This is a genomic window from Amycolatopsis sp. cmx-4-61 (assembly GCF_046548775.1).
Lineage (GTDB): Bacteria > Actinomycetota > Actinomycetes > Mycobacteriales > Pseudonocardiaceae > Amycolatopsis.
The window spans coordinates 323278-348500 of record NZ_JAEBEI010000001.1; the positions used below are offsets into that span (position 1 = coordinate 323278).

Genomic DNA, 25223 nt, shown 5'->3' on the forward strand with positions numbered 1-25223 from the left:
GCGGGGCGGCGGACGGAAAAGATACGGTGAGCGGGTCGTCCCGTCGAATTCCAGGAGCGCCGAAGATGCCGTCCGTGTCCCCGCGTGCCGATCTCGAATCGTTGCCGAAATACATCCCTGGCCGGACGATCGAAGGCGCGATCAAGCTGGCGAGCAACGAGGTGCCCGGCGGTGCGCTGCCGAGCGTCGCGCGGGCGATCGCCGAGGCCGCGGCCGGCATCAACCGCTACCCGGACACCGGCTCGCAGGCGCTGCGCGAGCGGCTGGCGCGCGAGCTGGACGTGCCGGTGGAGCACGTCGCGATCGGCTGCGGCTCGGTGTCGCTGTGCCAGCAGACGATCCAGGCGGTGTGCGCGCCCGGCGACGAAGTCATCTTCGGCTGGCGCTCCTTCGAGGCGTACCCGATCGTCACGCAGGTCGCGAACGCCGTGTCGGTGAAGGTCCCGATCACCGAGGGCCAGGAGCTGGACCTCGACGCGATGCTCGCGGCGATCACCGACCGGACACGCGTGGTCTTCGTCTGCAACCCGAACAACCCGACCGGGACGGCCGTGCGCCGCGCGGAGCTGGAGCGGTTCCTGGCCGCCGTGCCCGAGCACGTGCTGGTCGTGCTGGACGAGGCCTACAAGGAGTTCGTCACCGACCCCGAGGTGCCGGACGGCGTCGAGTACACGCGCAGCCGCTCGAACGTCATGGTGCTCCGGACGTTCTCGAAGGCGTACGGCCTCGCGGGCCTTCGCGTCGGCTACGCGGTCGCGCCGGAGCCGATCGCCGACGCACTCCGCCAGGTGTACGTGGCCTTCTCGGTGAACATGCTGGCCCAGGTGGCCGCGCTGGCGTCGCTCGACGCGGCCGGCGAGCTGCTGGAGCGCTGCAAGGAGATCGTCGCCGAGCGCGGCCGCGTGCGGGACGCGCTGCTGGAGGCGGGCTACCGGGTGCCGGAGACGCAGGCGAACTTCGTCTGGCTGCCGCTCGGTGACCAGGCCGTCCCCTTCGCCGAGCACGCGCTGGACCGCAAGCTGGTGGTGCGCCCGTTCGCCGGCGACGGCGTCCGCGTGACCATCGGCACCCGCGAGGAGAACGACCTCTTCCTGGCCGCGGCGCGCGAATTCACTTCGCGAACTGCTTGACCACCAGCTGGATGACGGCGGCGACGCCGATCACCACGATCACGCCGCGCAGCACCGCCGGCGGCAGCTTCCGGCCGATCTTCGCGCCGAGGAAGCCGCCGGCGGTCGAGCCGACGGCCAGCCACAGCACGACGGCCCAGCTGACCGGCGCGACGAAGGCGTAGATCAGCCCGGCGACGACGTTGACGACGGCGGCGAGGACGTTCTTGACGCCGTTGAGCTTCTGCAGCGGCTCCGACAGCAGCATCCCCATCACGGCCATCAGCATCACGCCCTGCGCAGCGGTGAAGTACCCGCCGTAGACGCCGATGAGGAAGATGAAGAACATCAGCAGCGGCCCGGGTTTGTGCTCTTCACCGTTCTCTTCGCGGCGCTTGGCGACCCACTGGGAGACCTTCGGCTGCACGATCACGAGGATCACCGCCAGCCCGACGAGCACCGGCACGACGGCCTCGAAGGCGTCCTTGGGCAGCGAGAGCAGCAGGATGGTGCCGCCGATGGCCCCGAGGAACGAGGCGACGCCGAACTTGACGACCTGGGGCCAGTAGCCCTTGAGCTCGTGCCGGTAACCCCAGGCCCCGCTGAGGGTCCCGGGCGCGAGGCCGATGGCGTTCGAGGTCGTGGCGGTCACGGGCGGGTACCCGAGCGCGACGAGCACGGGGAAGGTGACGAGCGTCCCCGACCCCACGACGGCGTTGATCGTCCCCGCCCAGACCCCGGCGACCACGACGATCAGGGCGTGCCACCACGTCATGAAGCATTCACGTGCGGAGCCTAAGCACCGTGGCCCGCTCCCGCGACGCAGATGTGTCAGGTCAGACAGTCACCGCGGGGCGAAGACGCAGAACTCGTTGCCCTCGGGGTCGGCGAGCTGGTCCCAGTCCACATCACCGCCCCGCTCGCGGATCAGGGTCGCCCCCATCGCCACCAGCTCCGCCGGGTCGCCGAAGACGTCGAGGTGCATGCGGTTCTTGACGGTCTTCCGCTCCGGCACGGGGTTGAGCCAGATCAGCGGCCCTTCCCCGGCGGGGTCGACGATCGGGACCGGCCAGCCGTCCGGCCGCGTGTCACCGGTCAGCGAGTCGCGGCGGACGTAACCGAGCGCGCGGCACCACCAGTCCGCCAGCGCCTGGTGGTCGTTCGCGTCGAGGGCGAGATCCTTGAACCGCGCTGTCATGCCGCTCCTTCCTCCGGGACGTGTGCCGGGACGACGTCGGAGACCACGCGCCAGCCGAGCGAGGCGTACAACCCGCGCCCGGCCTCGGACGCCAGCAGCACGCTCGAACCCGCGCCCGCCGCCTCGCTCAGGCGGTGCATCACCACGCGGCCGAGGCCGCGGCGCCGGTGCTCCGGCTCCGTCTCGATCTTGTCGAACACCGCGACACCGTCCGCCACCGCGACCTGGCCGCGAGCCGCCGGGGTGCCGCCGGCGGTCAGCCGCACCTCCCAGGCCGGCCCGTCGCCGCTCACCGTCACCGCGTACCCCGGCGGGACGGCCGCCGGCGGGACCGGCCCTTCGACCGCCATCAGGTACTCCGTCTCCCCCGCCGTCCACTCCGGTGTCAGGCCCGCCAGCACCGCGGCACGCGAGCCGCACGTCTTCAGCCACGTGCCCGGCGCAGCCACCGTCCGGGCCCGGTCGGGGACCGACGCCGGCGAGCGCAGCAGGTACCGCACCCGGTGCCCGGGCAGGCCGACGTCGATGCGGTAGCCGTCCGGCTCCGGCACGGGTGGCGGCGTGGCCCGCGAAACCGCCCAGCCGCGCACCCAGGCCTCCAAGATGTCCATGCCGGTGATCATGGCAGCCACCCCCGACAGTTCCGGGAACTGAGAGGATGAGCGCGTGGACACCGAGCAGGTCTGGAGCGCGACCGTCGACCGGCTGCGGGCGCGGATCGACGCCGGCGACCTGCCGCCCGGCTCACGCCTGCCCGCCGAACGCGTGCTGTGCGAAGAGCTCGGGATCAGCCGCGGGTCGCTGCGGCAGGCCCTGCGCGTCCTCGACTCCATCGGGTACGTCCAGATCCGGGCGGGCTCCGGCACCTACGTCCGCGAGCAGCAGGAACAGCCGCTGCGGACCTGGTTCACCGAGCACGACCAGCTCGTCGAGAAGCTCTTCGACCTGCGGGCGACCGTCGAGCCCACGCTCGCCGAACGCCTGGCCCGGCACGCCACCGCCAAGACCGTCAGCCGGCTCGAGGACAACGTCGCCGAGATGGCGCAGGCCGCCGAAGCCGGTGACATGCTGCACGTCATCGCCGCCGACGCCGAGTTCCACCGGGTGATCGCGCAGAACGCCGGCAACGACGACGTCGCCGGGCTGCTGCGGTCGGTGCTCGCCCTGGTCGGCGCGGAGCGGCGGGCGGCGCTGCGGCTGCCCGGCCAGATCCGCAAGGCCGTCGCCGACCACCGGGCCATCCTCGACGCCATCCGCCGGTCCGATCCGGCCGCCGCGCGCGAACTGACGCTCAAGCACCTGGTCGACGCCAAGACGTACGCGCACGACTACGCCGCCGAGGAGCAGTCCACTTAGGACGTCACTGCGGCTCCAGCACCCGCGCCACGAACTTGTGCAGCTTCTCTTCCAGCCGTGCGGCGCGTTCGGCCACCGTCAGCGATTCGTACGGCTGCGGCACGTCCGGCTTCAGCTCACCGCGGACGTACTGGCTGCAGGCCAGGTCGCCGCACGCGTAGGTGCCCAGCGTGTTGCCCTCGCGGCCGGCCTTGCCCGCGCGCCGGGCCGAGAACAGCGTGATGTCGGCGAGGCCGTGGGTCGTGGTGCAGAAACCGCAGATGTTGCTGCGCAGCCGCGACTTCGGGGGCGTGGCCGCGCGCAGGGCGAGGCCGATCACCTCGCCGCCGTAGGGCAGCACGAGGTAGGCGCGCGCGGGGGCCTTCGGGTCACGCCAGCCGAGGAACTCCCGCCGCTCCCAGGCGATTTCTTCGGGGCGGGCGGGCAGCGTGACGCCCTTGGCTTCGCCGCGCGTGCAGTTGACGAACGAGGCCCGGATCTCGTCCTGGCCGAGTGGGTCCATGCTCCGCACGGTAACCACCGGACACGCGCGGTGGCCACGCATTTTCCGCCGTACGATCGTCGCTGTGCGCAAGATCGCCGTGAAGAACTTCCGGGTGGTGTTGCGCACCAGCCTGGGCTTCGCCGGGCTGGGCGTCGGCTCGAGCGTCGCCGGGTCCGCCGTGGTCGCCCTGCTCCTGGTGCTGCAGGGCCTGCCGGGCGACGTCGGTGACCGCGGCTGGGTCCTCGGCCTCACCGCGGCCGGCATCGTCGCCGCGGCGCTGCTCGCCGGGACGCTGTGGACGGCGTGGCTGCAGCGGCGCACCGCGATCTGGTTCGTGCTCGGCCGCCCGCCGTCGGAAAGCGAGGCGCGCCGCGCGCTGCGGCTGCCGGTCGACATGGCACTGGTCAGCGGCACGCTGTGGCTGATCGGCACCGTCGTGCTGGCCGTGCTCGCCGGGGTGCTCGGCTCGGCGGACGACGCCGTCGGCATGGCGACGGTGATCGGGCTCGGCGGGCTCACCACCGTCGGGCTCACGTACCTCGCAGCCGAGTGGGTGGCGCGGCCGGTGATGACGATCGCGCTGGACGTCCTGCCGCCGCGCGGGTCGCTGCCGGTCACCGTACTGACCCGGCTGGTGGTCTCCTGGGCACTGGCCAGCGGCGTTCCGCTGGTGGGGGTGCTGCTCGTCGCCACGCCGCCGGAGCTCGGCTCGGGTGACCACACCGCGAGCCTGATCATGCTGTCGGTGATCGGCCTCGGTGTCGGCGCGATCGGCACGGCGCTGCTGGCCAGGGCGGTCGCGGCCCCGCTGCACCGGCTGCGCGTGGCGCTCGACGAGATCGCGCGCGGCAACAACGACGTCACCGTGGACGTCGACGACGCCAGCGAGATCGGCAGGCTCCAGACGTCGGTGAACCAGCTCGCCGCCGGCCTGCGCGAACAGGCGCGGATGCGGGACCTGTTCGGCAGGCACGTCGGCGCCGACGTCGCCCGGCACGCGCTCGAGTACGGCGCTTCGCTGTCCGGGGACGTCCGCGAGGTCACCGCGCTGTTCGTCGACGTCGTCGACTCGACCGCGCTGGCCTACCGCACCCCGCCGGAGGAGCTGGTCGGCAAGCTGAACCGGCTGTTCGCCGCGGTCGTCTCCGCGGTCGGCGCACGCGGCGGGCTGGTCAACAAGTTCCAGGGCGACGCCGCGCTGTGCATCTTCGGCGCGCCGACGCGGCTCGCGGACGCGCAGACGGCCGCGCTGGCCGCGGCCCGCGCGATCCGGGACGCGGTGCGCGAGGCCGGCGAGCTCGACCTCGGCATCGGCGTCTCTAGCGGCCCGGTGTTCGCCGGGCAGCTCGGCTCCAGCAGCCGGCTCGAGTACACCGTGATCGGCGACGCGGTCAACGAAGCCGCGCGGCTCACCGAACTCGCCAAGGCCGTCCCGTCACGGGTGCTCGCCAGCGACGCCGTCGTCTCCGCGGCCCTGCCGAGCGAAGGCGCGTACTGGGAGAAGCACGGCGAACTGGAGCTGCGCGGGCGCCAGGAAGCGACGCCGACCTGGACGACCGCCGCTCAGGACGGCTGACCCAGCTCCGGCCAGCGCAGCACGGTCGACCCCCAGGTCAGCCCGGCGCCGAACGCGCTGAGCAGGACGCGGTGGCCGGGCACGAGGGTGCCGTCGGCGCGGGCGTCGGCCAGGGCGAGCGGGATGGACGCGGCGCTGGTGTTGCCGACCCGGTCGATGTTGGCGACCACGGCGTCGGCGGGCATGCCGAGCTGCTTCGCCGTCGCCTGCAGGATCCGGATGTTCGCCTGGTGCCCGACGAAGCGGTCGACGTCGCCGACCATCCAGCCCGCGCGGTCCAGGACCGTCCGCGACGACTCGGCCATGCGCGCGCAGGCGTGGCGGAACACCGCCGTGCCCTGCATCGCCAGGAAGCGGTCGCTCGGCTGGTCGGAGAGCCGCCGCCGGGCGCCGCCGGCCTCGACCCACAGCAGCTCGGCGTGCTCGCCCTCGCTGTGCAGGTCGAACGGGCCGAAGGCGCCGGGCTCGTCCGGGTCGCCCGCCCGCAGCAGCACGGCGCCCGCGCCGTCGCCGAAGATCGGCACGGTGGTGCGGTCGCCCGGGTCGATGAGCGTGGTGAAGGTGTCGGCGCCGATGACGAGCACGCGCTCGGCCAGCCCGCCCGCGATGAACCCGGCCGCCGTGGCGAGGGCGTAGACGAAGCCGCTGCACACGGCGTTGACGTCGAACGCCGCGGCCGTGCCGAGCCCGAGCCGCGCGGCGACCTGCGGTGCGCTGGCCGGGCAGGGCTGGTCGGGGGTCGACGTGGCGAGGACGACGGCGTCGGCGTTGCCGCCCGCGAGCGCTTCGCGGCCCGCCCCGACCGCGAGGTCCACAGTGGACTCTTCCGGTCCGGCGACCCGGCGCTCGCGGATCCCGGTGCGGGTCCGGATCCACTCGTCCGAGGTGTCGAGCCGGGCGGCGATTTCGTGGTTGTCCAGGACTTTCGTCGGCAACCACGAACCGAGACCGGTCAGCACGGCGGCAGGTGCGGGCACGGGAGAGCCTCCCCACGCCGGCGGGTTGGCGGAGCGACCGGCTGGTCTTCCACTTCTATGGGCTACCCCCTGGTAGACCGGCCAGTTGTGTTCCAGCTCACCTAAAAAGTTGTTTCATCTTCACCCCGGACGGAGTAGTGAGCGACGTCACGGAGGAGTGACGCCCGGCGAATTGTCGGGGGTGCCGGTTAGCCTGCTGGGGTGCCCACACCCGACCTCGACCCGCTGGACATCGCCATCCTCGCCTGCCTCCAGGCGGACACCCGCACCATCGCCGAAACCATCGGCGCGAAGGTCGGGCTCTCGGCCGCGGCCGTCCAGCGGCGGATCAAGCGACTGCGCGAGGCCGGCGTCATCGAGCGTGAGGTGGCGGTGCTCTCGCCGGAGGCGCTCGGGCTGCACATGACGTTCGTGGTGACGGTCGAGATGGAGCGGGAGAACCTCGCGGTCTTCGACGGCTTCCGCCGCCAGGTCCTTGCCGAGGACGCCGTGCAGCAGTGCTACTACGTCACCGGCACGGCGGACTTCGTGCTGATCGTGACGTGCCCGGACATGGCGGGCTTCGAGGCGTTCACCCGGCGGATGTTCCTGGACAACCCGAACGTCCGGCACTTCACGACGAGCGTGGCGATGGATCGCGTGAAAGTGGGGCTGGCGCTGCCGCTCGACCCGTAGGCTGGGCCGCTGGGGGAAAGGCATGCTCCGGATCTTTCTGGCGGCGACGCTGATCGACGCGCTCGGCAGCGGGCTGTGGGTCCCGTTCGCCCTGCTGTTCCTGGTGCACGGACAGGGCATGAGCCTGGTCGACGCGGGCACGTCGCTGACCACCGGCGCGCTGCTGGCCCTGATCACCGGCCCGGCCACGGGAGCGGCGATGGACCGCTTCGGGCCCCGGGCGCTGCTCATCGCGGGCAACGTGGTGCGGCTGGCCGCCTTCGCGGCCTACCCGCTGGCGCACACGAGCTGGCCGGTGGTGGCGGTGTCGGCGGTGGCGGGTTTCGGCGACCGGCTGTTCTGGACGTGCAACGCACCGATGGTGGCCCGCTTGACGGCGGGAGCGGACACGGACCGGGTGCTGGCGACGCAGACGGTGGGCCGGTTCGCGGGAGCGGGACTGGGCGCGGCGGCGATGGCCCTGCTGCCGACGATCACGAGCCCGTGGGCGTTCCACGCACTGGCGTACGCGAACGCGGCGAGCTTCGGGGTGGCGGCGGTCCTGATCCGGCTGCTCCCGCGGGTCATGGCAGACGGCCCCGCCGGAGGCGGTCGGCCGGCAGCAGCCCACCCCGGCAGCGGTCGGCCCGCAGCCGAGGCGACCTCCCCCACGACAGTCGGCGGCGAACCAGCCGCAACCTCACCGCCAACCCACCCCAGCAGCGACGAGACCCCCGCCGAAGCGGCCGCCGCCACGGGAGCCGGCGGCGAACCGGCCACCGCCCCGCCCGCAGCTCGGCGCGGCAGCTGGCGGGCCGTGCTCGGGGATCGGGCCTTCACCGGGTTCTGCGTCACCCACATGGCGTTCACCCTCGCCAGCGCCAGCAAGTTCTCCGTGCTGCCGATCGTCGTCCGGGATCTGCTGCACGGTCCACAGTGGATCGCCGGGACCGCCATCACCGCCGGGACCGTGGTCGTCGTCACCGGGCAGCGGCCGATCGTCGGGCTGCTCGCCGGGCGGAGCCGGACCGGCGGGCTCATCGGGGCCGCCGTTCTCTTCTCGTTCTGCTTCGCGCTGCTGATCCCGCTGGAGGCCGTCTCGCTGCCCGTGGCCACCGCCCTGATCCTGCTCACCAGCCTCGGCTTCTCGGTCGCCGAGGCCCTCTTCGGGCCGACCGCCACCGCCGCGGCCGCCGCGGCCGCTCCGGCCGGGGCCGAAGGGCGGGCCAGCTCGATCTTCCAGCTCTCCTGGGGCCTGCCCATCGCGCTCGCGCCGGGCCTGCTGGCGACCCTGCTCAGCGTGAGCAACGCGCTGACCTGGTCGATCCTGGCCCTGACCTGCGCGTCCGCCGTTCCCGCGCTGCTCGTGCTGCGGAAGAAACTGCCCGGAGCCCTGCGCGAACCGTCACCACCCGTGGCCGCCTGAGCGCAAGGGGTATGTGCCCGGTGTTACACCACAATGGACGGATGCAACCGATCAAGTGAACGTGAGAGTTCCTCCGTCATGACCGTAAGCCCTGGTCATCTCCTTGCCGAACAGTTCGCGCCGCGCGAACCGACCGCGAGACTCCAGGAGGGGCCGTGCACACCGACGCCGTACACCAGAGCCAGTTCGTGCTGCTGAACGAGAGCACCACGCCCGTCCTGTCGCGCCTGTCCTACCACGCCCACGAACCCTTCGCGGTGACCGTGGCCTTCCGGACCGAGCGCGGCCGGTGGATCGAGTGGACCTTCGCCCGCGACCTCCTCGTGGCCGGGCTCGACGAGCCGGCCGGCCTCGGCGATGTCCGGATCCGCCCGGACCTGTCCGATGACGAAGACTTCCTCACCCTGGAAATCGAGTCACCGGACGGCTATGCGTCGTTCGAGCTCGAGGTCGAAGACGTCCGGACGTTCCTGGACGCCTCCATCGAACTCGTGCCGCTGGGCGAGGAGAGCGCGCACTTCGACGTCGACGGGCTGATCGAGGAGATCAGCAACGTCTGACCCCCGGAAAACCTCCCATTCCCGCGGCGAGGACGAAGGGCGGGTTCCGGGCGCGCTGGAGGCGCCCGGAACCCGCCCTTCCGCGTACCGGGATCAGCTGGTCTTGAGGGTGGTGCCGGTGCCGGACAGCGCGCCGGCGATCGGGTAGAAGTACGTCACGGACGAGTTGCCGCCGGACAGCACGCCCTGCGCGTAGTTGCCGGCGATGAAGCCGCCGCCGGAGTCACCGGCCGCCGAGTAAACATTGGTCGCGGTCATGCCGTTGACCGTGCCCTCGGAGTAGCGGACGCTCTGGTTCTTGGCGCCGATGGTGCCGCAGGTCCACCCGGTGGTCGAGCCGGCCTTGCAGACCGACGTGCCGGTCGCGGCGTTGGACTGGCCGCGCACCGCGGTGCCGTTGTTCATCTGCGCCACCGGGGTCCAGCTGCTGTTGGTCCGGACCGCCGCGTAGTCGACGCTCGGGAACCGGTAGGTGATCCAGGTGCCGAGCGCGGCCCCGTTCGACCCGGTCAGCGAGCCGCCGCCGGTGAGCGCGCCGCAGTGGCCGGCGGTGACGAAGCCGGTCGTGGTCGCGAAGCCGACCGAGCAGCGCGACGAACCGCCGATGTAGTAGGGGTCGCCACCGCGGATGTTCGCGAAGGTGGCAGGCTTCGACGCCGTCTCGCGGATCGCCACCGCCGAACTGTCCACACCGGACTTGGCGAGGAACGCCACCGCGGCCGCGCGCTGGCCCTGCAGGACGTCGAGGGTGACGCGGTTGACGGTGTCGTCGACACCCCAGCCGGTGACCGCGGCCGGTGCGGACCGGTCGGCCGCGTTCAGCCGGTCCACAGTGGAATTGAGCTGCCGGGCGCTGAACCGCACGACTTCCGCTTCCGCGCCCGCTTCGCGGATCTTGCCGGCGAGCGCGGCGTTCGTCGTGGTGACGTGCGCCTTGCCCGTGACGGCGTTGTAGGTGGCGCCGCCGAACGCGTCGCCGAGGGCCGCGGTGAGCGACTCGGTGACCTTCGTCGCGACGTCTTCGCTCTTCAGCCGCGCGATCGCCTGGTCGTGGGTCAGGCCGAGGTCCCGCTGCATGGCGGGCACCATGTCGGGGTTCAGCAGGTCCTGGCCCGACGCGGGAACGGCGGTAGCGGCCAGCGCGCCCGTCGCCATGACCGCGGTGGCAGCGGCACCGAGAAGTCTCGCGATCTTCATGCTTCTCCCTAGATGGTTACGCGCGGCTCCACACCGGCCACGCAGTGGTACTCCCCCGGGTGAGCGTCCCCGCAGTGGGCGTTACGGTGCAATCCGGGCACCCGGCGAATGGGTATACGCATTCCCCGCGGACGAATCCCCTGCTCCAGCCGGACCCAGGCGCCCGGTGTCACCCGGTCGGACAGGTCCGTAAGTAGGGTTTCCGTGAACTACTTTCAGTAGTCGCTCACACCACTCGAACGCGTGAAGCGCCCTTCGAACGTGCGATCGGCCCGCATTTCGCACGCTGGGTGACCCGATCGCGCCGGTTCCCGCAGCAAACCGGTGACGGTCGGTAGGCGGACGTGTGACGACAGCGCCGGCCCCGTATTCGGTGAAAGGTTTACGGACGGATCAGCGCTGCTTAGGCTCCGCGCACCAGTTCTTCGGTGCGCGTCGAGGAGGGTCGTATGTGGCTGACCACCCCCCGCCCCACCTCGGTGTCCGTCCGGTCCGGACCCGCCCGGCTGACCGGCCGGGACACCGAGCTCGACGCCATCGTCGCCGTGCTCCGGAGGCGCCCGGCCGCCGTCCTGATCGAGGGCGAGCCGGGCATGGGCCGCACCCGGCTGCTCGCGGAGCTCGGGCGCCGCAAGGAGTTCGACGGCGGCCGCGTGCTCACCGGGGCCTGCCAGCCGCTGCGGGAACCCTTCCCCTACGGGCCCGTCCTGGAAGCGCTTCGCGCGGTCGGTGACGCCCCGCTCGGGCCGCTCAGCCCGGTCGCCGGCGTGCTGCGGCCGTTGCTGCCGGAACTTGCGGAAGCGCTTCCCCCGCGGCCCGAACCCCTCGCCGACCCGGTCGCCGAACGCCACCGCGTCTTCCGCGCGGTCCGGGAGCTCCTCCGCGCCTGCGGCCCCACGCTCGTGCTGATCGACGACCTGCAGTGGGCCGACGAGGACACCCGTGACCTCATGCGGTTCCTCGCCGGCTCGATGCCGCCCGAGCTGGCGGTGGTCGCCACCTACCGGTCGGCCACCGATGTCCGGCCCGGCCCGCTCGGCGCCCCGTTCCGCACCGACCCGGCGGTGCACTCGGCCCGCGTCGCGCTCGGCGCCCTCGACGTCGCGGCCGTGCGCGCGCTGGCCGCCGAGATCCTCGAAATCCCCCGCGTCACCGACGAATTCGCGGCCAAGCTGCACGAGTGCACCGCCGGGATCCCGTTCGTCGTCGAGGAAACGCTGCGAGCGCTGAAGGAAGCCGCCGAGCGGCTGCCGGTCGGCGAAGTCCTTTCCGACCGCTTGCTGGAGAACCTCGAAGTGCCGGTGCTGCTGCGGGAAGCCGTGACGGAACGGCTTTCCGCGCTGCCGGGGCCGGCGGTGCGGCTGGCCGGCGCGGCCGCGGTGCTCGGGGTCGGCGCCGAAGCGGCCGTGCTGGGCGAACTGGCCGGACTCACCGACGACACCCTCCGCACCGCCTTGCTCGACGCCCTCTCGGGTGGGGTGCTCGGCGAGGTCGGCGACGGCAAGTACGGCTTCCGGCACCCGCTGGCGCGCAAGGCGGTCTACGACACCGTGACCGGGCCCGAACGCGCGTTGCTGCACGCGCAGGCCATCCGCGTGCTCGCCGCGCAGCCGTCCCCGCCGCTCACGCTGCTGGCCCGGCACTCCCGCGCGGCCGGCCGCGTCGACCAGTGGCGGCACTACGCGGAGGCGGCCGCCGACGAGGCGATCACGCGCGGCGAGACGTCCCGCGCCATCGACCTCCTGCAGTCGGTGCTCGCCGAGCCCGGACCGTCGCAGGCCGACATCGGGCGCGTGGCGGGCAAACTGAGCCAGGTCGCGCTGCGCGGGTTCCGCCCCGAAGTGCTCGGCACGCTGCAGCGCGTCCTCGAGGAAGTGACCCTGCCGCCGTCGGTCCGCGGGTCGATCCGGCTCAGCCTCGGCATGCTGCTGGTCCGGACCATCGGCGGGCTCGGCCGCGGCCGGCTGGAGGTCGAGCGGGCGATCGGCGAGCTGACCGACCGGCCCGACCTCGCCGCCCGCGGGATCACCCTGCTCGCCCAGCCGATCGACGGGCTGACGCCGTTGTCGTGGCACGAATCCTGGCGCGCCCGCGCGGGCGAGGTGTACGAGCGGCTCGACGACCCCGAGCTGCGGCTCGCGCTGACGGCCGACCGCATCGCGGCCGCCTCGCACGTCGGCGACGGCTCGGCGTGGGCGGAGTTCGAAGCGCTGTCGGACACCGTCGGCACGGTCGCCGAGCGCGTCCAGCTGGCCCGGCTGTGGTGCAATCTGGCCGACGGCCAGTCCTGGGCCGGGCACCTCGACCGGGCCGAACGGCTGGTGACCGAGGGCGTCCGGCGCGCGACCGACGCCGGCGCGCTGTACGCGATCGGCCTGATCCAGGGCACCCGCGTCCGGCTGGACTGGGTCCGCGGGCGCTGGACCGGCCTGGCCGAGGCCGCCGAGCAGCTGCGGGACAGCTACCCGGAACTCGGCCCGATCGTCATGGAGTCGTCGCTGGTGCTCGGCGGGCTCGCGGCCGTCCGCGGAGAGTTCGCCGCCGCGCAACGGCACCTGACCGCGGCGAGCGTGCACGCGCCGGACCACGGCCCGATCCCGGTGGTGCTCTCGGCCGCCGGGGTGCTGATCTCGGTGCTGCTGGCGACCGACGACGTCGACGGCGCCTGCGCGGCCGCCGACACCGCGGTGGCCGCGGCCGGGCGCAAGGGCGTCTGGATCTGGGCGGCGGCGCTGGTCCCGGCGGCGGCGCAGGCGTACGCGCGCGCCGGACGCTGGCCGGAAGCCGACAACGTCGTCGAGGCGTTCGCCCGGGGCATCGAAGGCCGGGACGCACCGGTGGCCGCGGCCGCGCTGGTGGCGGGCCGCGCGGTGCTGCTCGAAGCACGCGGCAAGCACCTGGCCGCGGCGACGTTGTTCGACGAAGCCGCGACCGGCTACGCGGCCCTGCCGATGCCCTACCCCGCGACGGCCATGCGCGAACGCGGGTCGATGTGCCGCCTCGCGGCGGGCAACCGGTCGGCCGTCGACGAGCTGACCGCGGCGGCCGAGGCGTACGAGCAGCTCGGGGCGACCCGGGACGCGGGACGCTGCCGTCACCAGCTGCGCGAGCACGGCGCGTGGGCACCATCGCAACGCGGGCGGCGCGGGTACGGGAGCGAACTGTCGCCGCGGGAGCGCGAAGTGGCGCGGATGCTCGCGGAAGGCCGGACTAACCGGGAGATCGCGGACGGGCTGTTCCTCTCGCCGCGGACGGTGGAACAGCACGTGGCGAAGGTCCTGCGGAAGCTGGGCGCCCGCTCCCGCACGGACGTGGCGAGAAAGCTCCCCGGCGAGGTGACGACCGCCCCGGCTTCCTGACAAGACGCTGAGTGCGCAGCATTGGCGGCCGGCGCACCGCCGTCCTACGTTGAGCGCGTGAACGAAGAGGCCCTTCCCGCCTGGCGCCGGCGGACTTCCGGGGAGACGCGCTGGCCCGCGATGGGCGTCGTCGCCGCGACCCTCGTGCTGCAGGTCGCCCTGCCCGACGACATGGCGCTGGACCCGTGGTGGCTGCTGCCCGCCGTCTCGGGGCTGCTCGTCGTCGCGCTGCTGCTCGCCAACCCGGGGCGGATGACGCAGTTCAGCGCCGTCGAGCGGGTCATCTCGCTGCTGCTCGTCGCCGCGGTGACCGCCGTGAACGCCTTTTCCGCCGTCTCCCTCGTCTACCGCATCGCGAGCGGCTCGATCGGCGACCGGGCCGGGGCCGTGCTCGTCACCGGCGGGATCGTCTACTGGACGAACATCGTGGCCTTCTCCCTCTGGTACTGGGAGTTCGACCGCGGCGGCCCGGGCCGGCGGGCGGCGGGCCGGGCCGAGTACCCCGACCTGCAGTTCCCGCAGATGGCCGACCCGGGCCTGGCGAGCCGGAACTGGGAGCCGTCCTACCTGGACTACCTGTACTTCTCCTTCACCAACGCGGCGGCCTTCAGCCCCACCGACGTCATGCCCCTGCGGATCTGGGCGAAGATGACGATGATGCTGCAGGCCGCCGTGTCGCTGGTGCTGGCGGTGATGGTCGTCGCCTGGGCGATCAACAACCTGAAGTAGGTCAGTGCCGCGAGATGGTGAAGCTCTGGCCGTCCGAGCCGATCGCGCCCGGGATCCACGTGTAGCTGCCGCGGTCGTCGGCGTCGAGGGCGGACGGGTTCGTCGAGGCCAGGTTCGTCCCGTTGAACCTGACGCCGGTGAACTGCACCCCGCCCGAAATGCTCGGGTAGGAGTCGGTCGGCGACTCGATGATCGCCTCCGCCGACGCGTGCCTCGACGTCAGCGACTTCGTGGTCGACTTGGACCAGCCCTTGGTCGTGTCGGCCAGGTCCAGCCGGTAGGTGTTCGTGGCCGTGCGCGTCACCGTGGCGGTGATGTGGTCGCCCGCGCTGACCGACACGCTGTAGTACACCGGCGCGGCCGGGTACATCTCGTACCAGGCCGAGTACACCGGACGCCCGCTGGAGCAGTCCGTCTCGACACCCGTCTGCTCCACAGTGGACGAGCCGTCGCCGTCGATGCCGACCCAGGGCGCGAACAGGTCGTTGGTGGAGTTGCAGGTCACCGCCGGTTCGGTCCAGCTCGCCGTCGCCGTCGTGAAGCTGCCGAAGCTGACGTAACCACCCCAGTTCCCGCCCGCGAACTGGTGGCCGTGGAAGTGGGAGCCGTACTCGACCGCGGCGTGCGCGGTGCCGGAGACGGCGAGACCGGCGGCTGCGGCGGCGACCGCCGTGAGGACGCGGAGGGTTTTGGACATGCGGGGACTCCGTTCACCGATGGGGACCGGGAAAGCGTGTGTCCAAGTGTTGGATTCGCGCCGACGAGAAGGTAGCTACTTTCGAAGGGTCTTCACATTCCGGGAACCACTCACCAATTTGCCGGAATTGCGCAGAAAAGACCCGCGAAGGCCGCCGCGGGGGAAAAGCGGCCTTCACGGGTCCATGTCGCTCACCCACCGCCCGGTCAGGTGAGCGGAGCCAAGCTACTGCCGGGCCGGCGCGTGGGCGGCGTCCACGAACCGGGTCGTGTACGTCTTCGACAGGTCGATCCGGTCCTTCTTCGGCTTGACGTTGCTCGACGACGCACCGAGCACCTTCAGCACGTTCTGCGCCCCGGCCGGGTCCATCCGGCCGTCCTTGGTGAACATCGGCAGGCTGTCCCGCAGCGACTTCACGTACAGCGCCTTGTCCCCGCCGGCGAACGACGGCGGCATCATCGCGGCCACCTGTTCCGGCGTGTGCGCCGAAATCCACTTCAGGGTCTCGACGTAGGCATTGGCCAGTTTCTGCACGATGTCGGGATAGCGCTTCACGATTTCGCAGCCCATGTACAGCGAGCTCGCGGGGTACAACCCGCCCAACGCGGCTTTCGTCCCTTCGACCGTGCGCATGTCGTAGAGCACCTTCGCCTGGCCGGTGTTCGTCAGCTGCGCGATCGTCGGGTCGGTCGTCATGCCGGCGTCGATCGAGCCCTGGTTCATCGCCGAGATGAACGTCTGCCCGGCGCCGACCTTCACCGGCGTGTACTCCTTCGACGTGACGCCGCCGCGCAGGGCCAAAGCCTTGGTCAGGAAGTCCGTCGACGAACCCAGCGACGTCACACCGAGGTTGCGGCCCTTGAAGTCCGCGCCCGACTTGACCTCGCCCGCCTTCTTGGCCGCGACCATCTCGGCCTCACCCGGCACGTTCGCGAACTGCACGACGCTCTCGATGCACTGTTCCTTGGCCTGCAGGTCGATCGTGTGGTCGTAGAACCCGACGACCGCCTGCACCTCGCCGGCCAGCAGCGACGTCTCGGCGTTCGCGCCGGACGGCTGGTCGAAGAGCTCGACGTCCAGGCCCTGCCGCTGGTAAGCGCCGATCTGCTGGGCCAGCTGCCCGGGCAGGTAGATCACCTTCGACAGGCCGCCGACCATGATCTTGAGGTGCGGCTGCCCGGTGGTGCCGAGCGCGATCTCCCGCGAATCGCGGCAGGCGGTGAGCCCGGCCGCGGCGACCGCGACCGCGGCCACCACGCCGACTGTCCTCTTGAGACGCATGTCAGACCGCCTTGATCGCGGCTTCGGAGGCGGACGGCGGGCGCCACCGCAGCAGCCGGCCCTCCAGCGAGCTGATCCCCCACTCGGCCAGCAGCGCGACCACGGTGATGATCAGCATCCCGGCGTACACGCCCGCGGTGTCGAACGTGCCCTGCGCGTTGGCGATGAGGAAACCCATGCCGGCCTTCGCGCCGGTGTACTCGCCGACCACCGCGCCGATCAGCGCGAAGCCGAACGCCACGTGCAGCGACGACAGGATCCACGAGGTCGCGCTGGGCAGCACGATCGACTTGAGCACCTGGCCGCGGGTCGCGCCGAGGATGCGGGCGTTGTCGATCAGGTTGCGGTCGACCTCGCGGGCGCCGGTGAAGGCGTTGAAGAACACCGCGAAGAACACGAGCACGACGACGGTGGCGACCTTCGACGACAGGCCGAGCCCGAACCAGATGACGAACAGCGCGGCGAGCACGATGCGCGGCAACGCGTTGGCGGCCTTAATGAACGGCGCCAGCACCTGCGCCAGGTACGCGCTGCGGCCGAGGATCACGCCGAACACCACCCCGGCGATCGCGCCGATGACGAAGCCGATCGCGGCCTCCTCGACGGTCACCACGATCTGGTACCAGATCGAGCCGAAGTCGGTGCCGGTGCTGAACCACTCGACGAGCCGTTCCCAGATCTTCGACGGCTTCGAGTAGAAGAACGGGTCGATCCAGTAGGTCGCGGTCAGCTCCCAGCTGCCCAGCCAGACGACGACGATCGCCAGGCGCAGCAGCCAGATGTTGCGCTTGCGCTTCGCCGAAGCCTGCTTGGCACGGGCGAGGATGTCCTGCTCGGTCTCGAGCACGGGAAGAGGCGCGGACGTCGCCGCCGGAGTCTCAAGCGACATGGCTCGCTCCCTTCTCGCGGGCCTTGTCGACCTCGCTGCGCAGTGATTCCCAGATGTCGGCGTAGAGCTTGCGGAACTCCTCGGTCAGCCGCAGCTCCTCCACCTTCCGCGGCCGCTCGAGCGGGATCTCGAAGACGTCCTTCACGGTGGCCGGCGACGTCGTCAGCACGACGACCTTGTCCGCCAGCGCGATGGCCTCGTCGAGGTCGTGCGTCACGAAGATCACCGCGGCCCCCGAACCGGACCACAGCCGCAGCAGCTCGTCCTGCATCAGCGCCCGTGTCTGCACGTCGAGCGCGGAGAACGGCTCGTCCATCAGCAGGATCTTCGGCTTGGTGACGAGCGTCTGGGCCAGCGCGACGCGCTTGCGCATACCGCCGGAGAGCTGGTGCGGGTAGTACTTCTCGAACCCGGCGAGCCCGACACGGGCGATCCAGTCGACGGCCTGCGCGCGGGCCTCGGCCTTCGGCACCCCGCGGAACCGCGGGCCGGAGGCGACGTTCTCCAGCACCGACCGCCACGGCATCACGGCGTCGGTCTGGAACATGTACCCGACACCGTCCGGAATGGACCGCACGTCCTCGCCGTTCACCCGCACCCGGCCGGCGGACGGCGGCTGCAGGCCGGAGACCAGCGAGAGCGTCGTCGACTTGCCGCAGCCGGTGGGGCCGACGACCGCGACGAACTCGCCGGGCTGGACGGTCATGGTCAGATCGCGGACGGCCGTGTGCACGGAACCGGACCCGCTCGGGAACCGTTTGGTGGCTCCGGTGAGTTCGATCAGTGGGGGAACCATGGTGGAGGTGACTCCTTCGTCACGTGGTGGGGCTCACGTTGGGAAGGGACGTTAAGTACGCGCGTCGCCCAGGTGAAGCTTGTCGACGTTCTCCGCGCGAGCGGTGCGTTCTGAATGTTTTGCTCATTTAGCGCACTGCCGTGACCTGGGGGTATGTTCCCAGCCATGCCAAAGTGGGCGCTCTTCCCGCGGATGCGGTTCAGCAGGCAGGTGCTGCTGCTGCAGATCGGCGTGGTCGTCCTCGTCGTCGGGATCGGGGTCGCCCTGGTCAGCGTGCTCCTGCGCCAGACCCTCACCGACCAGTACGGCCGCCGCGCGCTCGCCATCGCGAAGTCCGTCGCCGCGGACCCGGTCGTGGTCGCGAACGCCGCCGCCAAGCTCCCCGGCGGTCCCCTCGAAGAGCGGGTCCTGGCCGTCACGAAGGTCAACGAAGCCCTCTTCGTGGTGATCACCGACGACAAGGGCATCCGGCTCGCCCACCCCACGGCGAGCCTGATCGGCCAGAAGGTGAGCACCTCTCCCGATGTCGCGCTCGCCGGTCAAGACGAGGTCAGTGCGGTCCAGAGCGGCACGCTGGGCCTGTCCGTGCGCAGCAAGACCCCGATCTGGCAGGGGCAGCGCGTGGTCGGTGAGGTCAGTGTCGGCTTCGAAGTCGGCGATCCGACGGGCGACTTCAACCGCCTGCTGACGATCACGCTGCTGTTCGCGGGCGGCGCGCTGCTGCTCGGCGCGGGGGCGTCCGCGCTGCTGAACCGGCGGCTGCGACGAGTCACGCACGGCCTCGAACCGCACGAACTCACCGAGCTGCTCTACGAGCGCGAGGCCGTGCTGCACGGGATCGGCGAAGGCGTCCTCGCGGTCGACGAAGCGAACCGCGTCTCGGTGCGCAACGACGAAGCCGAACGCCTGCTCGGCACCGAACTCCCGCTCGGCGCGGCGCTGTCCGAACTCGAACTCAGCCCGCGGCTGCACAAGGCCGTCGCCGAGGGACGGCCGGTCGACAACCTCCTGGCCGTGGCCGGGAACCGGGTGCTGGTGATCAACTCCCGCGCGGTGCGCCTGGACGACCGCCCGATCGGCACGGTCCTGACCTTCCGCGACCGCACCGACCTCGACACGCTCACCCGCGAGCTCGACGGCATCCGCGCGCTGTCGGACGGCCTGCGCGCCCAGCGGCACGAGTTCGCCAACCGGCTGCACACGCTCTACGGGCTGCTGCAGCTCGGCCACCACACCGAGGCCGTCGAATACCTGCAGACGCTGACGGACTCGTCGTCGGCGCGGCCGAGCGAGCTGGGCGACGCGGTCGCCGACCCGTACCTGCAGGCGCTGCTGGTCGCCAAAACCGAACAGGCGCAGGAAAAGGGCCTCACCCTCAACCTCGCCGAGGACACCTGGGTGCCGACGACGGTGACCGACCCGATCGCCGCCAACACCGTGATCGGCAACCTCGTCGACAACGCCCTGCACGCCGCCCGGATGGGCCCGCGGCGCCCGGCGACCGTCGAGGTCGGCCTGCTCGCCGAGGGCGGCACGCTGCACGTGTCCGTTGTGGACAGTGGACCCGGTGTCCCCGCGGACCTGCGGCGGACGTTGTTCGACGAGGGCGTCTCGACGAAGATCGCGCCCGGGCACGGTCTCGGCCTCGCACTCGCCCGGCAGGCCGCCCGCGCCCGCGGCGGCGACGTCTGGCTGGCCGACCCCGGCGCGGGCGAGACGGGTGCCCTGTTCGTCGCCAAGCTGCCCGGAATGCTGACGGAGGACGGATGATCCGCACGCTCATCGTCGACGACGACTTCCGGGTCGCCGGGGTGCACGCCGGGTTCGTCGAGGAGGTCGAGGGTTTCGCGGTGGTCGGCACCGCGCACACCGCCGCCGAAGCCCGCGCCCGCGTCCGCGAGCTCGCCCCGGACCTCGTCCTGCTCGACGTCTACCTGCCCGACGAGTCCGGTCTCGCCGTGCTCCCGGAACTGCAGACCGACACGATCGTGCTGTCCGCGGCAACGGACACCGCGTCGGTGGCCGCGGCCATCCGGGCCGGCGCGCTGAACTACCTGATCAAGCCGTTCACCACCCGGCAGCTCGCGGAACGGCTGACGTCGTACGCGCGGTTCCGCGGGTTGCTCGCCGAAGACCGGGCCCTGGCCCAGGACGACGTCGACCGGGCGTACCGCGTGCTGCACGACCAGGACCGCACGAGCGCGCCGAAGGGCCAGTCGACGGCGACGTCCCGGCTCGTTTCGGAACAGCTGCGACGTGCCGGGCGGCCGCTGTCGGCCGCGGAGGTCGCGGGCGAGCTGGGCATGGCGCGGGCGACGGCGCAGCGGTACCTCACCGCGCTGGCCGAGTCGGGCACGGTCCAGATGCGCCTGCGTTACGGCGCCACGGGCCGCCCGGAGCACGAATACCGCTGGTCGGGAGCCTGAGTCACCGGCCGCCGTAGCGCTGCATCATGCTCTCGGCGATGTCGACCCACGCCTGGACGGGGTTGGTCGACGGCGCGGTGGACGACGGCAGGTCGACCCGCGCCTCGGATTCGTCGTCCGGGGCCGGCTTCTTCGGCTGCGGTTTGGCCTGCGCCTGCGCCTGCACCTGCGGCTGCTTCGGCGCCGGCTTGACGGGCACCGGCACGTACACGGTCGTCGGCGCGGGCGTGACGACGACCGGCGCCTGCGGGGCCGGCGCCTGCGGCGCGGGTGCGGGCGCCGCGGCCACGGCCGGGCGCGCGTCCAGCTGGGCGACGTCGCGTTCCGGCGCCGGGGAGAACAGGCCGCCGGTGACGAGCCCGCCACCGAGCCAGCCGGCCGCGACGAGCAGCACCGCCGCGCTGCCGCCGAGCCACGTGCGGGCCCGCCGCCGGATCACCACCGACTTCGGGCGCAGGTCCTGGTCGCACACCGGTGGCCGCGTGTAGATCGGCTCGTCCCCCCGGTTCGCCTCGTCGCCGGTGCGGCGGCGCCGGGGCAGGCTCGCCGCGACGATGCCGGTGCGATCCAGCAGTTCCACCGCGGCGCGGTCGCGGGACGAACGGGTCGCACTGCGCGGTGCGGTGCGAAGCATCGGGGACCTCCGTGGCGGGGGCTGGCGGACCCTCCGCATTCTGGACCATTTCGGACGGCGCTGTCCGAAACGCAACTCGATTGAGTGAACGAGCCGGCTGAAACGGATTCGGCTTTTGCGTCACGACTTGAGCCCGAGCCGGGCGAGCGCCGCCAGCGGCCGCTGGTAGGCCGAGCCGAGCACCCGTGGAATGGCGTCGATGACGTAGGCGTCCGGTCCGATGAGGATCCGGGCCGACTTCCGCTCGATGCCGCGCAGGATCGTCTGCGCCGCCTTTTCCGGTGTGGTGCGGGCGATCCGCTCGAACCCCTGCGCGGCCTTCTCCTGGTTTTCGGCGCCGCTGCGGGAGTTCCGCACGATGTTGGTCTTGATCCCGCCCGGGTGGACGCAGCTCACCGCGACCGGGTGGCGCGCGATCAGCATTTCTTCGCGCAGGGCTTCGGTGAATCCGCGGACCGCGAACTTCGCCGCGTTGTAGGCGCTCTGCGTCGGCACGCCGACGAAGCCGAAGACGCTGGAAATGTTGACGACGTGCCCTTCGCCGGAAGCGATCAGGTGCGGCAGGAACGCCTTCGTGCCGTTCACGACGCCGCCGAGGTTGATGCCGATCAGCCAGTCGTAGTCCTCGAACGTCATTTCCTCGACGGTCGCGCCCAGCGCCACGCCCGCGTTGTTCACGACGACGTTGACCGCGCCGAACTCGTCGGCGACGTCGTCGGCGTGCGCGAGCACGGCATTGCGGTCGGCGACGTCCAAGGTGTACGCCCGGGCGTTGTCGCCGGCCAGCTTGGCCGTCTCCTCGGCGTTCGCGGTGACGACGTCGGACAGCGCGACCCGGGCCCCGCGGCGGGCGAACTCGCACGCCAGCGCGCGGCCGATGCCCGAGCCCGCTCCGGTGATCACCACGACCTTGTCCGCGAACTGCTTCATCGGCCCTCCCGACCGGTTGGTGCTACTCCCGAGTAGCCGATGCTAGCGGCTGTGAGCTTGCTGTGGGTGTGCTCGTTGTGCCCGTGCGTCGTCCTATGGTGGCATCGTCGGCAGCACCGAGACGAGGAGGCGATGTTCGTGCGGCGGCCCGCCGTCCTGCTCATCCTCGCCGCGGTCGTGCTGCTCGGCCTCACCTACGAGGTGGTCGTCGCGGCCCGGCAGCCCGAACCGGCGAACGCGACGACGACACCCCAGCTCACCACGGCCGAGGCCGCGCCGGCGCGCGACCTGCCCGCGGTGTCGAGCCCCGCGGTCGGGGCGCTGTTCGCCGAAGGGCAGCACTACTGCACCGCGAGCGTCGTGCACAGCGAGCGGGGTGACGTGCTGCTGACCGCGGCCCACTGCATCCACAACGGCGAGGACGGCGGCTACCTCACCGGCGTCACGTTCGCCCCGGGCTACCACGACGGCATCGCGCCCTTCGGCTACTGGACGGTGGCGGACGAGCTCGTCGCGCCGGGCTGGATCACCTCGTCGGACCCGGACCTCGACGTCGGCTTCGCCACCGCGCACCAGGCGGGCACCACGAAGTCACTGGAGAGCCTGGTCGGCGCGAACCTGCTGGCCACCGGCACGCCGTTCGAGCAGCCCATCACGCTCACCGGCTACCCGGACGACTCCGAGGTCCCCGCGGTCTGCCAGAACACCACCAGCAGGCAGGACACGTTCCAGCTGAGGGTGGACTGCGCGGGCTTCCCGACGGGCACGAGCGGCGGCCCGTGGGTGACCGGCCAGAACCCGCAGACCCGCCTCGGCACGGTGATCGGCGTCATCGGCGGCTTCGAGTTCGGCGGCGACGACGCCGACACGTCGTACTCGAGCTATTTCGACACGGACGTCCTGGCGCTCTACCGGCAGACGACCGCCCGCACCTGAGGCGGCATGATGCGGGCATGAGCGAGCCCGTCGACGTACCCATCACCGGAGAGCCGATCCGGCTCGGCCAGTTCCTCAAGCTGGCCGGCCTCGCCGAAGACGGCACCCACGCAAAGGACCTGATCGACGCGGAGGAGGTCACGGTCAACGGCGAGGTCGAGACCCGCCGCGGCCGCCAGCTGACCAACGGCGACATCGTGGCGGTGGGCTCCCACCGCGGCAAGGTGGTCCTGGTCCACTGACTGTCCGGGCAGGGAGGTCGTCCCTGCGCAGGAACCGCTTCACCCGCCGGAGGCGTTCACGTCCGGCGGCCGGCAACGCAAGCCGACCACGACGTCACCAGACCTCCCCCGCCCCTCATCCCAGCCTTCCCTTCAGCCGGCGGTCGGGTTTGTCAAGGCACGCTTTCCCGCCTTGACAAACCCGACCGTCGGCTGAAAATCCCCCCGGAGGGGCGGGGGAGGTCGGACCCGCCGCTTGGCGCGGCAGGGCTCGGCCGCGGCAGGGCTCGGCCGCGGCAGACCTTGACCGCGGCAGACCTTGACCGCGGCAGACCTTGACCGCGGCAGACCTTGACCGCGGCAGACCTTGACCGCGGCAGACCTTGACCGCGGCAGACCTTGACCGCGGCAGACCTTGACCGCGGCAGACATCGCCCACGGCAGGACAGCGAACAGCCGAGCTACCCCGCGCTGGCCAACGGCGGCAGCCCGAGGGAAGCAGCCAGGGCGTCCAGCTCCCGGCGCACCGGACCCGCCAACGGCACACCCAACGCACGGCACTGCTCGAGGTGCTGGGCCTCCCGCCAGCCGGGGTAGCGGATCGGGGCGCCGCCGTCCCAGCCGAGCATGCTGCCGAACAGCGCGCTCGCCGCGCGGTAGAAGCCGTCGGCGCTGCGCAGCGTCGTCGGGGCGATGGCCAGCACCAGCAGGCCCGTGTCGTGCTCGTGGTCGGCGACGCCGGAGAGCACCCCGGCGAGGACGTCGACCAGCAGCGTCAGCCCGGCCGCTTCCGAACCGGGGCGGTCCATGTCGAAGACGAACTCCGGGTACGCGCCGCCCGGGGCCGCCATGCCCAGGGGGTTCATCGGCTGGCCGGGTTCACCGCCCGCGGCCAGCACCAGCCCGATCATGGCGTGCGGCAGGGCGCGCGCGGCGTGGTGCCCGGCGCGGCCGAACGGCCCGATGCCGCGCAGCGAGACGAGCCCGACGCCGAAGCGGCCGGCCCGCGCCACCGCCCGGTCCATGGCGTCGCCGACGGCCCAGAGCCCGGGCGCGCGGCGGTAGTCGATCAGCGCGGCGGCCCCGCGGTCGGCGATCATCAGCGGCTCGGCGTGCGGCACGACGAGGCCGTTCTTCAGCAGCGGCAGGTGCACGCGGGTCAGGTCGGCGACCCCGGTCTCCGGCGAGCCGGTCAGATCGCCGTGGCAGAGCGCCTCGGCGGCGATGCGGGCCCGCGCTTCGGGGACGCCGTGCGCGGCGAAGACGTGGGCCACGAGATCGACCAGTTCGTCGGCCCGCACGCGGGGCCAGGCCTGTTCCGGGATCGGGGTTTCCGGGACCTCTTCTTCGAGGATGCCGGGTTCGGGGCGGGCGGAGCGGAACGGGCGCGGTCTGAGGGGCACTTCCCCGACCTTGCCCAGCGCCGGTTCGGGCGTCAACGACGCGGGGCCGGGCCTACCCGACCGTGTGATCGACGCCCGCGAAAGCCGTACGCTGAGCGGCATGTGCCGAAACATCACCACCCTGCGAGGGCTCCAGCCGGCCGCGACGGGCGAGGAGATCGAGGCCGCGGCCCGCCAGTACGTCCGCAAGGTGACCGGGGTGCAGTCGCTCTCGGACGCGACGCGCGAGCCGTTCGAAGCGGCGGTCGCCGAGATCACCGAGATCACCACCCGGCTGCTGGAGCAGCTGCCCGAGCGCCGCCAGCCGCCGGCGACCGTGCCGCCGCTGCGGCGCCCGGAGGTGCGGGCGCGGATCGCCGCGAAGGCCCTGCGCCAGCCCTGAGTC

General features: G+C 72.0%; 26 protein-coding genes. 13 read left to right on the top strand and 13 right to left on the bottom strand.

Annotated elements, in window-relative coordinates:
• Window positions 1–65 precede the first annotated feature (65 nt).
• Entirely contained in the window at window positions 66–1130 is a 1065-nt protein-coding gene (hisC, locus tag ACLJOU_RS01630; RefSeq protein ID WP_410562311.1) for a histidinol-phosphate transaminase, read from the top strand.
• Here hisC and ACLJOU_RS01635 read toward each other — a convergent pair.
• The 3 genes from ACLJOU_RS01635 to ACLJOU_RS01645 form a co-directional block, all read right to left on the bottom strand.
• Window positions 1111–1884, bottom strand: coding sequence for a sulfite exporter TauE/SafE family protein (locus ACLJOU_RS01635; protein WP_410562312.1), 774 nt, complete (start codon window positions 1882–1884; stop codon window positions 1111–1113). The two genes, hisC and ACLJOU_RS01635, sit on opposite strands and share 20 nt — an antisense overlap.
• Window positions 1885–1953: 69 nt before the next feature.
• Window positions 1954–2307, bottom strand: a complete 354-nt coding sequence (locus ACLJOU_RS01640) for a VOC family protein (RefSeq protein ID WP_410562315.1) — start codon at window positions 2305–2307, stop codon at window positions 1954–1956.
• Window positions 2304–2930, bottom strand: a complete 627-nt coding sequence (locus tag ACLJOU_RS01645) for a GNAT family N-acetyltransferase (RefSeq protein WP_410562317.1) — start codon at window positions 2928–2930, stop codon at window positions 2304–2306. The genes ACLJOU_RS01640 and ACLJOU_RS01645 overlap by 4 nt, the downstream gene beginning before the upstream one ends.
• A gap of 43 nt (window positions 2931–2973) precedes the next feature.
• On the opposite strand from ACLJOU_RS01645, the gene ACLJOU_RS01650 reads away from it, so the two are divergent.
• Window positions 2974–3663 carry a FadR/GntR family transcriptional regulator gene (locus ACLJOU_RS01650; RefSeq protein ID WP_410562319.1) on the top strand — a complete coding sequence of 230 codons (690 nt, stop codon included), beginning with the start codon at window positions 2974–2976 and terminating at the stop codon, window positions 3661–3663.
• Between the two features lie 4 nt (window positions 3664–3667).
• Here ACLJOU_RS01650 and ACLJOU_RS01655 read toward each other — a convergent pair whose 3' ends face one another.
• Entirely contained in the window at window positions 3668–4165 is a 498-nt protein-coding gene (locus ACLJOU_RS01655) for an FBP domain-containing protein (RefSeq protein ID WP_410562321.1), read from the bottom strand.
• Window positions 4166–4229: 64 nt separating this feature from the next.
• On the opposite strand from ACLJOU_RS01655, the gene ACLJOU_RS01660 reads away from it, so the two are divergent.
• Window positions 4230–5723 (top strand): adenylate/guanylate cyclase domain-containing protein, encoded by a 1494-nt coding sequence (locus ACLJOU_RS01660; protein ID WP_410562323.1) that lies wholly within the window; start codon window positions 4230–4232, stop codon window positions 5721–5723.
• Here the strand turns inward: ACLJOU_RS01660 and ACLJOU_RS01665 are convergent.
• Window positions 5711–6700: a beta-ketoacyl-ACP synthase III gene (locus ACLJOU_RS01665; protein ID WP_410562325.1), complete on the bottom strand. Its 990-nt coding sequence runs from the start codon at window positions 6698–6700 to the stop codon at window positions 5711–5713. The two genes, ACLJOU_RS01660 and ACLJOU_RS01665, sit on opposite strands and share 13 nt — an antisense overlap.
• A gap of 201 nt (window positions 6701–6901) precedes the next feature.
• Between ACLJOU_RS01665 and ACLJOU_RS01670 the strand changes: the two genes are divergently transcribed.
• The 3 genes from ACLJOU_RS01670 (at window position 6902) to ACLJOU_RS01680 (ending at window position 9340) form a co-directional block, all read left to right on the top strand.
• Window positions 6902–7375, top strand: a complete 474-nt coding sequence (locus ACLJOU_RS01670) for an Lrp/AsnC family transcriptional regulator (protein WP_410562327.1) — start codon at window positions 6902–6904, stop codon at window positions 7373–7375.
• Between the two features lie 22 nt (window positions 7376–7397).
• Window positions 7398–8780: an MFS transporter gene (locus ACLJOU_RS01675; RefSeq protein WP_410562328.1), complete on the top strand. Its 1383-nt coding sequence runs from the start codon at window positions 7398–7400 to the stop codon at window positions 8778–8780.
• 155 nt (window positions 8781–8935) lie between these two features.
• Entirely contained in the window at window positions 8936–9340 is a 405-nt protein-coding gene (locus tag ACLJOU_RS01680) for an SsgA family sporulation/cell division regulator (protein ID WP_410562330.1), read from the top strand.
• Window positions 9341–9433: 93 nt separating this feature from the next.
• Here ACLJOU_RS01680 and ACLJOU_RS01685 read toward each other — a convergent pair whose 3' ends face one another.
• On the bottom strand, window positions 9434–10537 hold the full coding sequence (locus tag ACLJOU_RS01685) for a S1 family peptidase (RefSeq protein WP_410562331.1): 1104 nt from the start codon (window positions 10535–10537) through the stop codon (window positions 9434–9436).
• Window positions 10538–10986: 449 nt separating this feature from the next.
• Between ACLJOU_RS01685 and ACLJOU_RS01690 the strand changes: the two genes are divergently transcribed.
• Together ACLJOU_RS01690 and ACLJOU_RS01695 are read left to right on the top strand one after the other, a co-directional pair.
• A complete protein-coding gene (locus tag ACLJOU_RS01690; RefSeq protein ID WP_410562332.1) occupies window positions 10987–13896 on the top strand; it encodes an ATP-binding protein in 2910 nt (969 codons plus the stop codon).
• Between the two features lie 120 nt (window positions 13897–14016).
• Window positions 14017–14625: a hypothetical protein gene (locus ACLJOU_RS01695; protein WP_410564656.1), complete on the top strand. Its 609-nt coding sequence runs from the start codon at window positions 14017–14019 to the stop codon at window positions 14623–14625.
• A 1-nt stretch (window position 14626) separates the two neighbouring features.
• Here the strand turns inward: ACLJOU_RS01695 and ACLJOU_RS01700 are convergent, their stop codons facing one another.
• From ACLJOU_RS01700 to ACLJOU_RS01715, 4 genes are all read right to left on the bottom strand, one after another.
• Entirely contained in the window at window positions 14627–15322 is a 696-nt protein-coding gene (locus ACLJOU_RS01700; protein WP_410562335.1) for a G1 family glutamic endopeptidase, read from the bottom strand.
• Between the two features lie 225 nt (window positions 15323–15547).
• Window positions 15548–16603, bottom strand: a complete 1056-nt coding sequence (locus ACLJOU_RS01705) for an ABC transporter substrate-binding protein (protein WP_410562337.1) — start codon at window positions 16601–16603, stop codon at window positions 15548–15550.
• Between the two features lies 1 nt (window position 16604).
• On the bottom strand, window positions 16605–17492 hold the full coding sequence (locus ACLJOU_RS01710; protein ID WP_410562338.1) for an ABC transporter permease: 888 nt from the start codon (window positions 17490–17492) through the stop codon (window positions 16605–16607).
• Window positions 17482–18288 (bottom strand): ABC transporter ATP-binding protein, encoded by an 807-nt coding sequence (locus ACLJOU_RS01715; protein WP_410562340.1) that lies wholly within the window; start codon window positions 18286–18288, stop codon window positions 17482–17484. The genes ACLJOU_RS01710 and ACLJOU_RS01715 overlap by 11 nt, the downstream gene beginning before the upstream one ends.
• A 192-nt stretch (window positions 18289–18480) precedes the next feature.
• Between ACLJOU_RS01715 and ACLJOU_RS01720 the strand changes: the two genes are divergently transcribed.
• A complete protein-coding gene (locus ACLJOU_RS01720; RefSeq protein WP_410564658.1) occupies window positions 18481–20058 on the top strand; it encodes an ATP-binding protein in 1578 nt (525 codons plus the stop codon).
• Window positions 20055–20714 (top strand): response regulator, encoded by a 660-nt coding sequence (locus ACLJOU_RS01725; protein WP_410562342.1) that lies wholly within the window; start codon window positions 20055–20057, stop codon window positions 20712–20714. The genes ACLJOU_RS01720 and ACLJOU_RS01725 overlap by 4 nt, the downstream gene beginning before the upstream one ends.
• A 1-nt stretch (window position 20715) precedes the next feature.
• Here ACLJOU_RS01725 and ACLJOU_RS01730 read toward each other — a convergent pair whose 3' ends face one another.
• The gene (locus ACLJOU_RS01730) at window positions 20716–21348 is read right to left on the bottom strand and encodes a hypothetical protein (RefSeq protein WP_410562344.1); all 633 of its coding nucleotides are present in this window, start codon (window positions 21346–21348) and stop codon (window positions 20716–20718) included.
• Between the two features lie 120 nt (window positions 21349–21468).
• Window positions 21469–22278, bottom strand: a complete 810-nt coding sequence (locus ACLJOU_RS01735) for an SDR family NAD(P)-dependent oxidoreductase (RefSeq protein WP_410562347.1) — start codon at window positions 22276–22278, stop codon at window positions 21469–21471.
• Between the two features lie 132 nt (window positions 22279–22410).
• Between ACLJOU_RS01735 and ACLJOU_RS01740 the strand changes: the two genes are divergently transcribed.
• Together ACLJOU_RS01740 and ACLJOU_RS01745 are read left to right on the top strand one after the other, a co-directional pair.
• Window positions 22411–23214, top strand: a complete 804-nt coding sequence (locus ACLJOU_RS01740) for a trypsin-like serine peptidase (RefSeq protein WP_410562349.1) — start codon at window positions 22411–22413, stop codon at window positions 23212–23214.
• A 17-nt stretch (window positions 23215–23231) separates the two neighbouring features.
• Window positions 23232–23456, top strand: coding sequence for an RNA-binding S4 domain-containing protein (locus ACLJOU_RS01745; protein ID WP_410562352.1), 225 nt, complete (start codon window positions 23232–23234; stop codon window positions 23454–23456).
• A 440-nt stretch (window positions 23457–23896) separates the two neighbouring features.
• Here the strand turns inward: ACLJOU_RS01745 and ACLJOU_RS01750 are convergent, their stop codons facing one another.
• Entirely contained in the window at window positions 23897–24838 is a 942-nt protein-coding gene (locus ACLJOU_RS01750) for an Ldh family oxidoreductase (RefSeq protein ID WP_410562354.1), read from the bottom strand.
• A 100-nt stretch (window positions 24839–24938) separates the two neighbouring features.
• Between ACLJOU_RS01750 and ACLJOU_RS01755 the strand changes: the two genes are divergently transcribed.
• Window positions 24939–25220: a DUF2277 domain-containing protein gene (locus ACLJOU_RS01755; protein ID WP_364279061.1), complete on the top strand. Its 282-nt coding sequence runs from the start codon at window positions 24939–24941 to the stop codon at window positions 25218–25220.
• Window positions 25221–25223 lie beyond the last annotated feature (3 nt).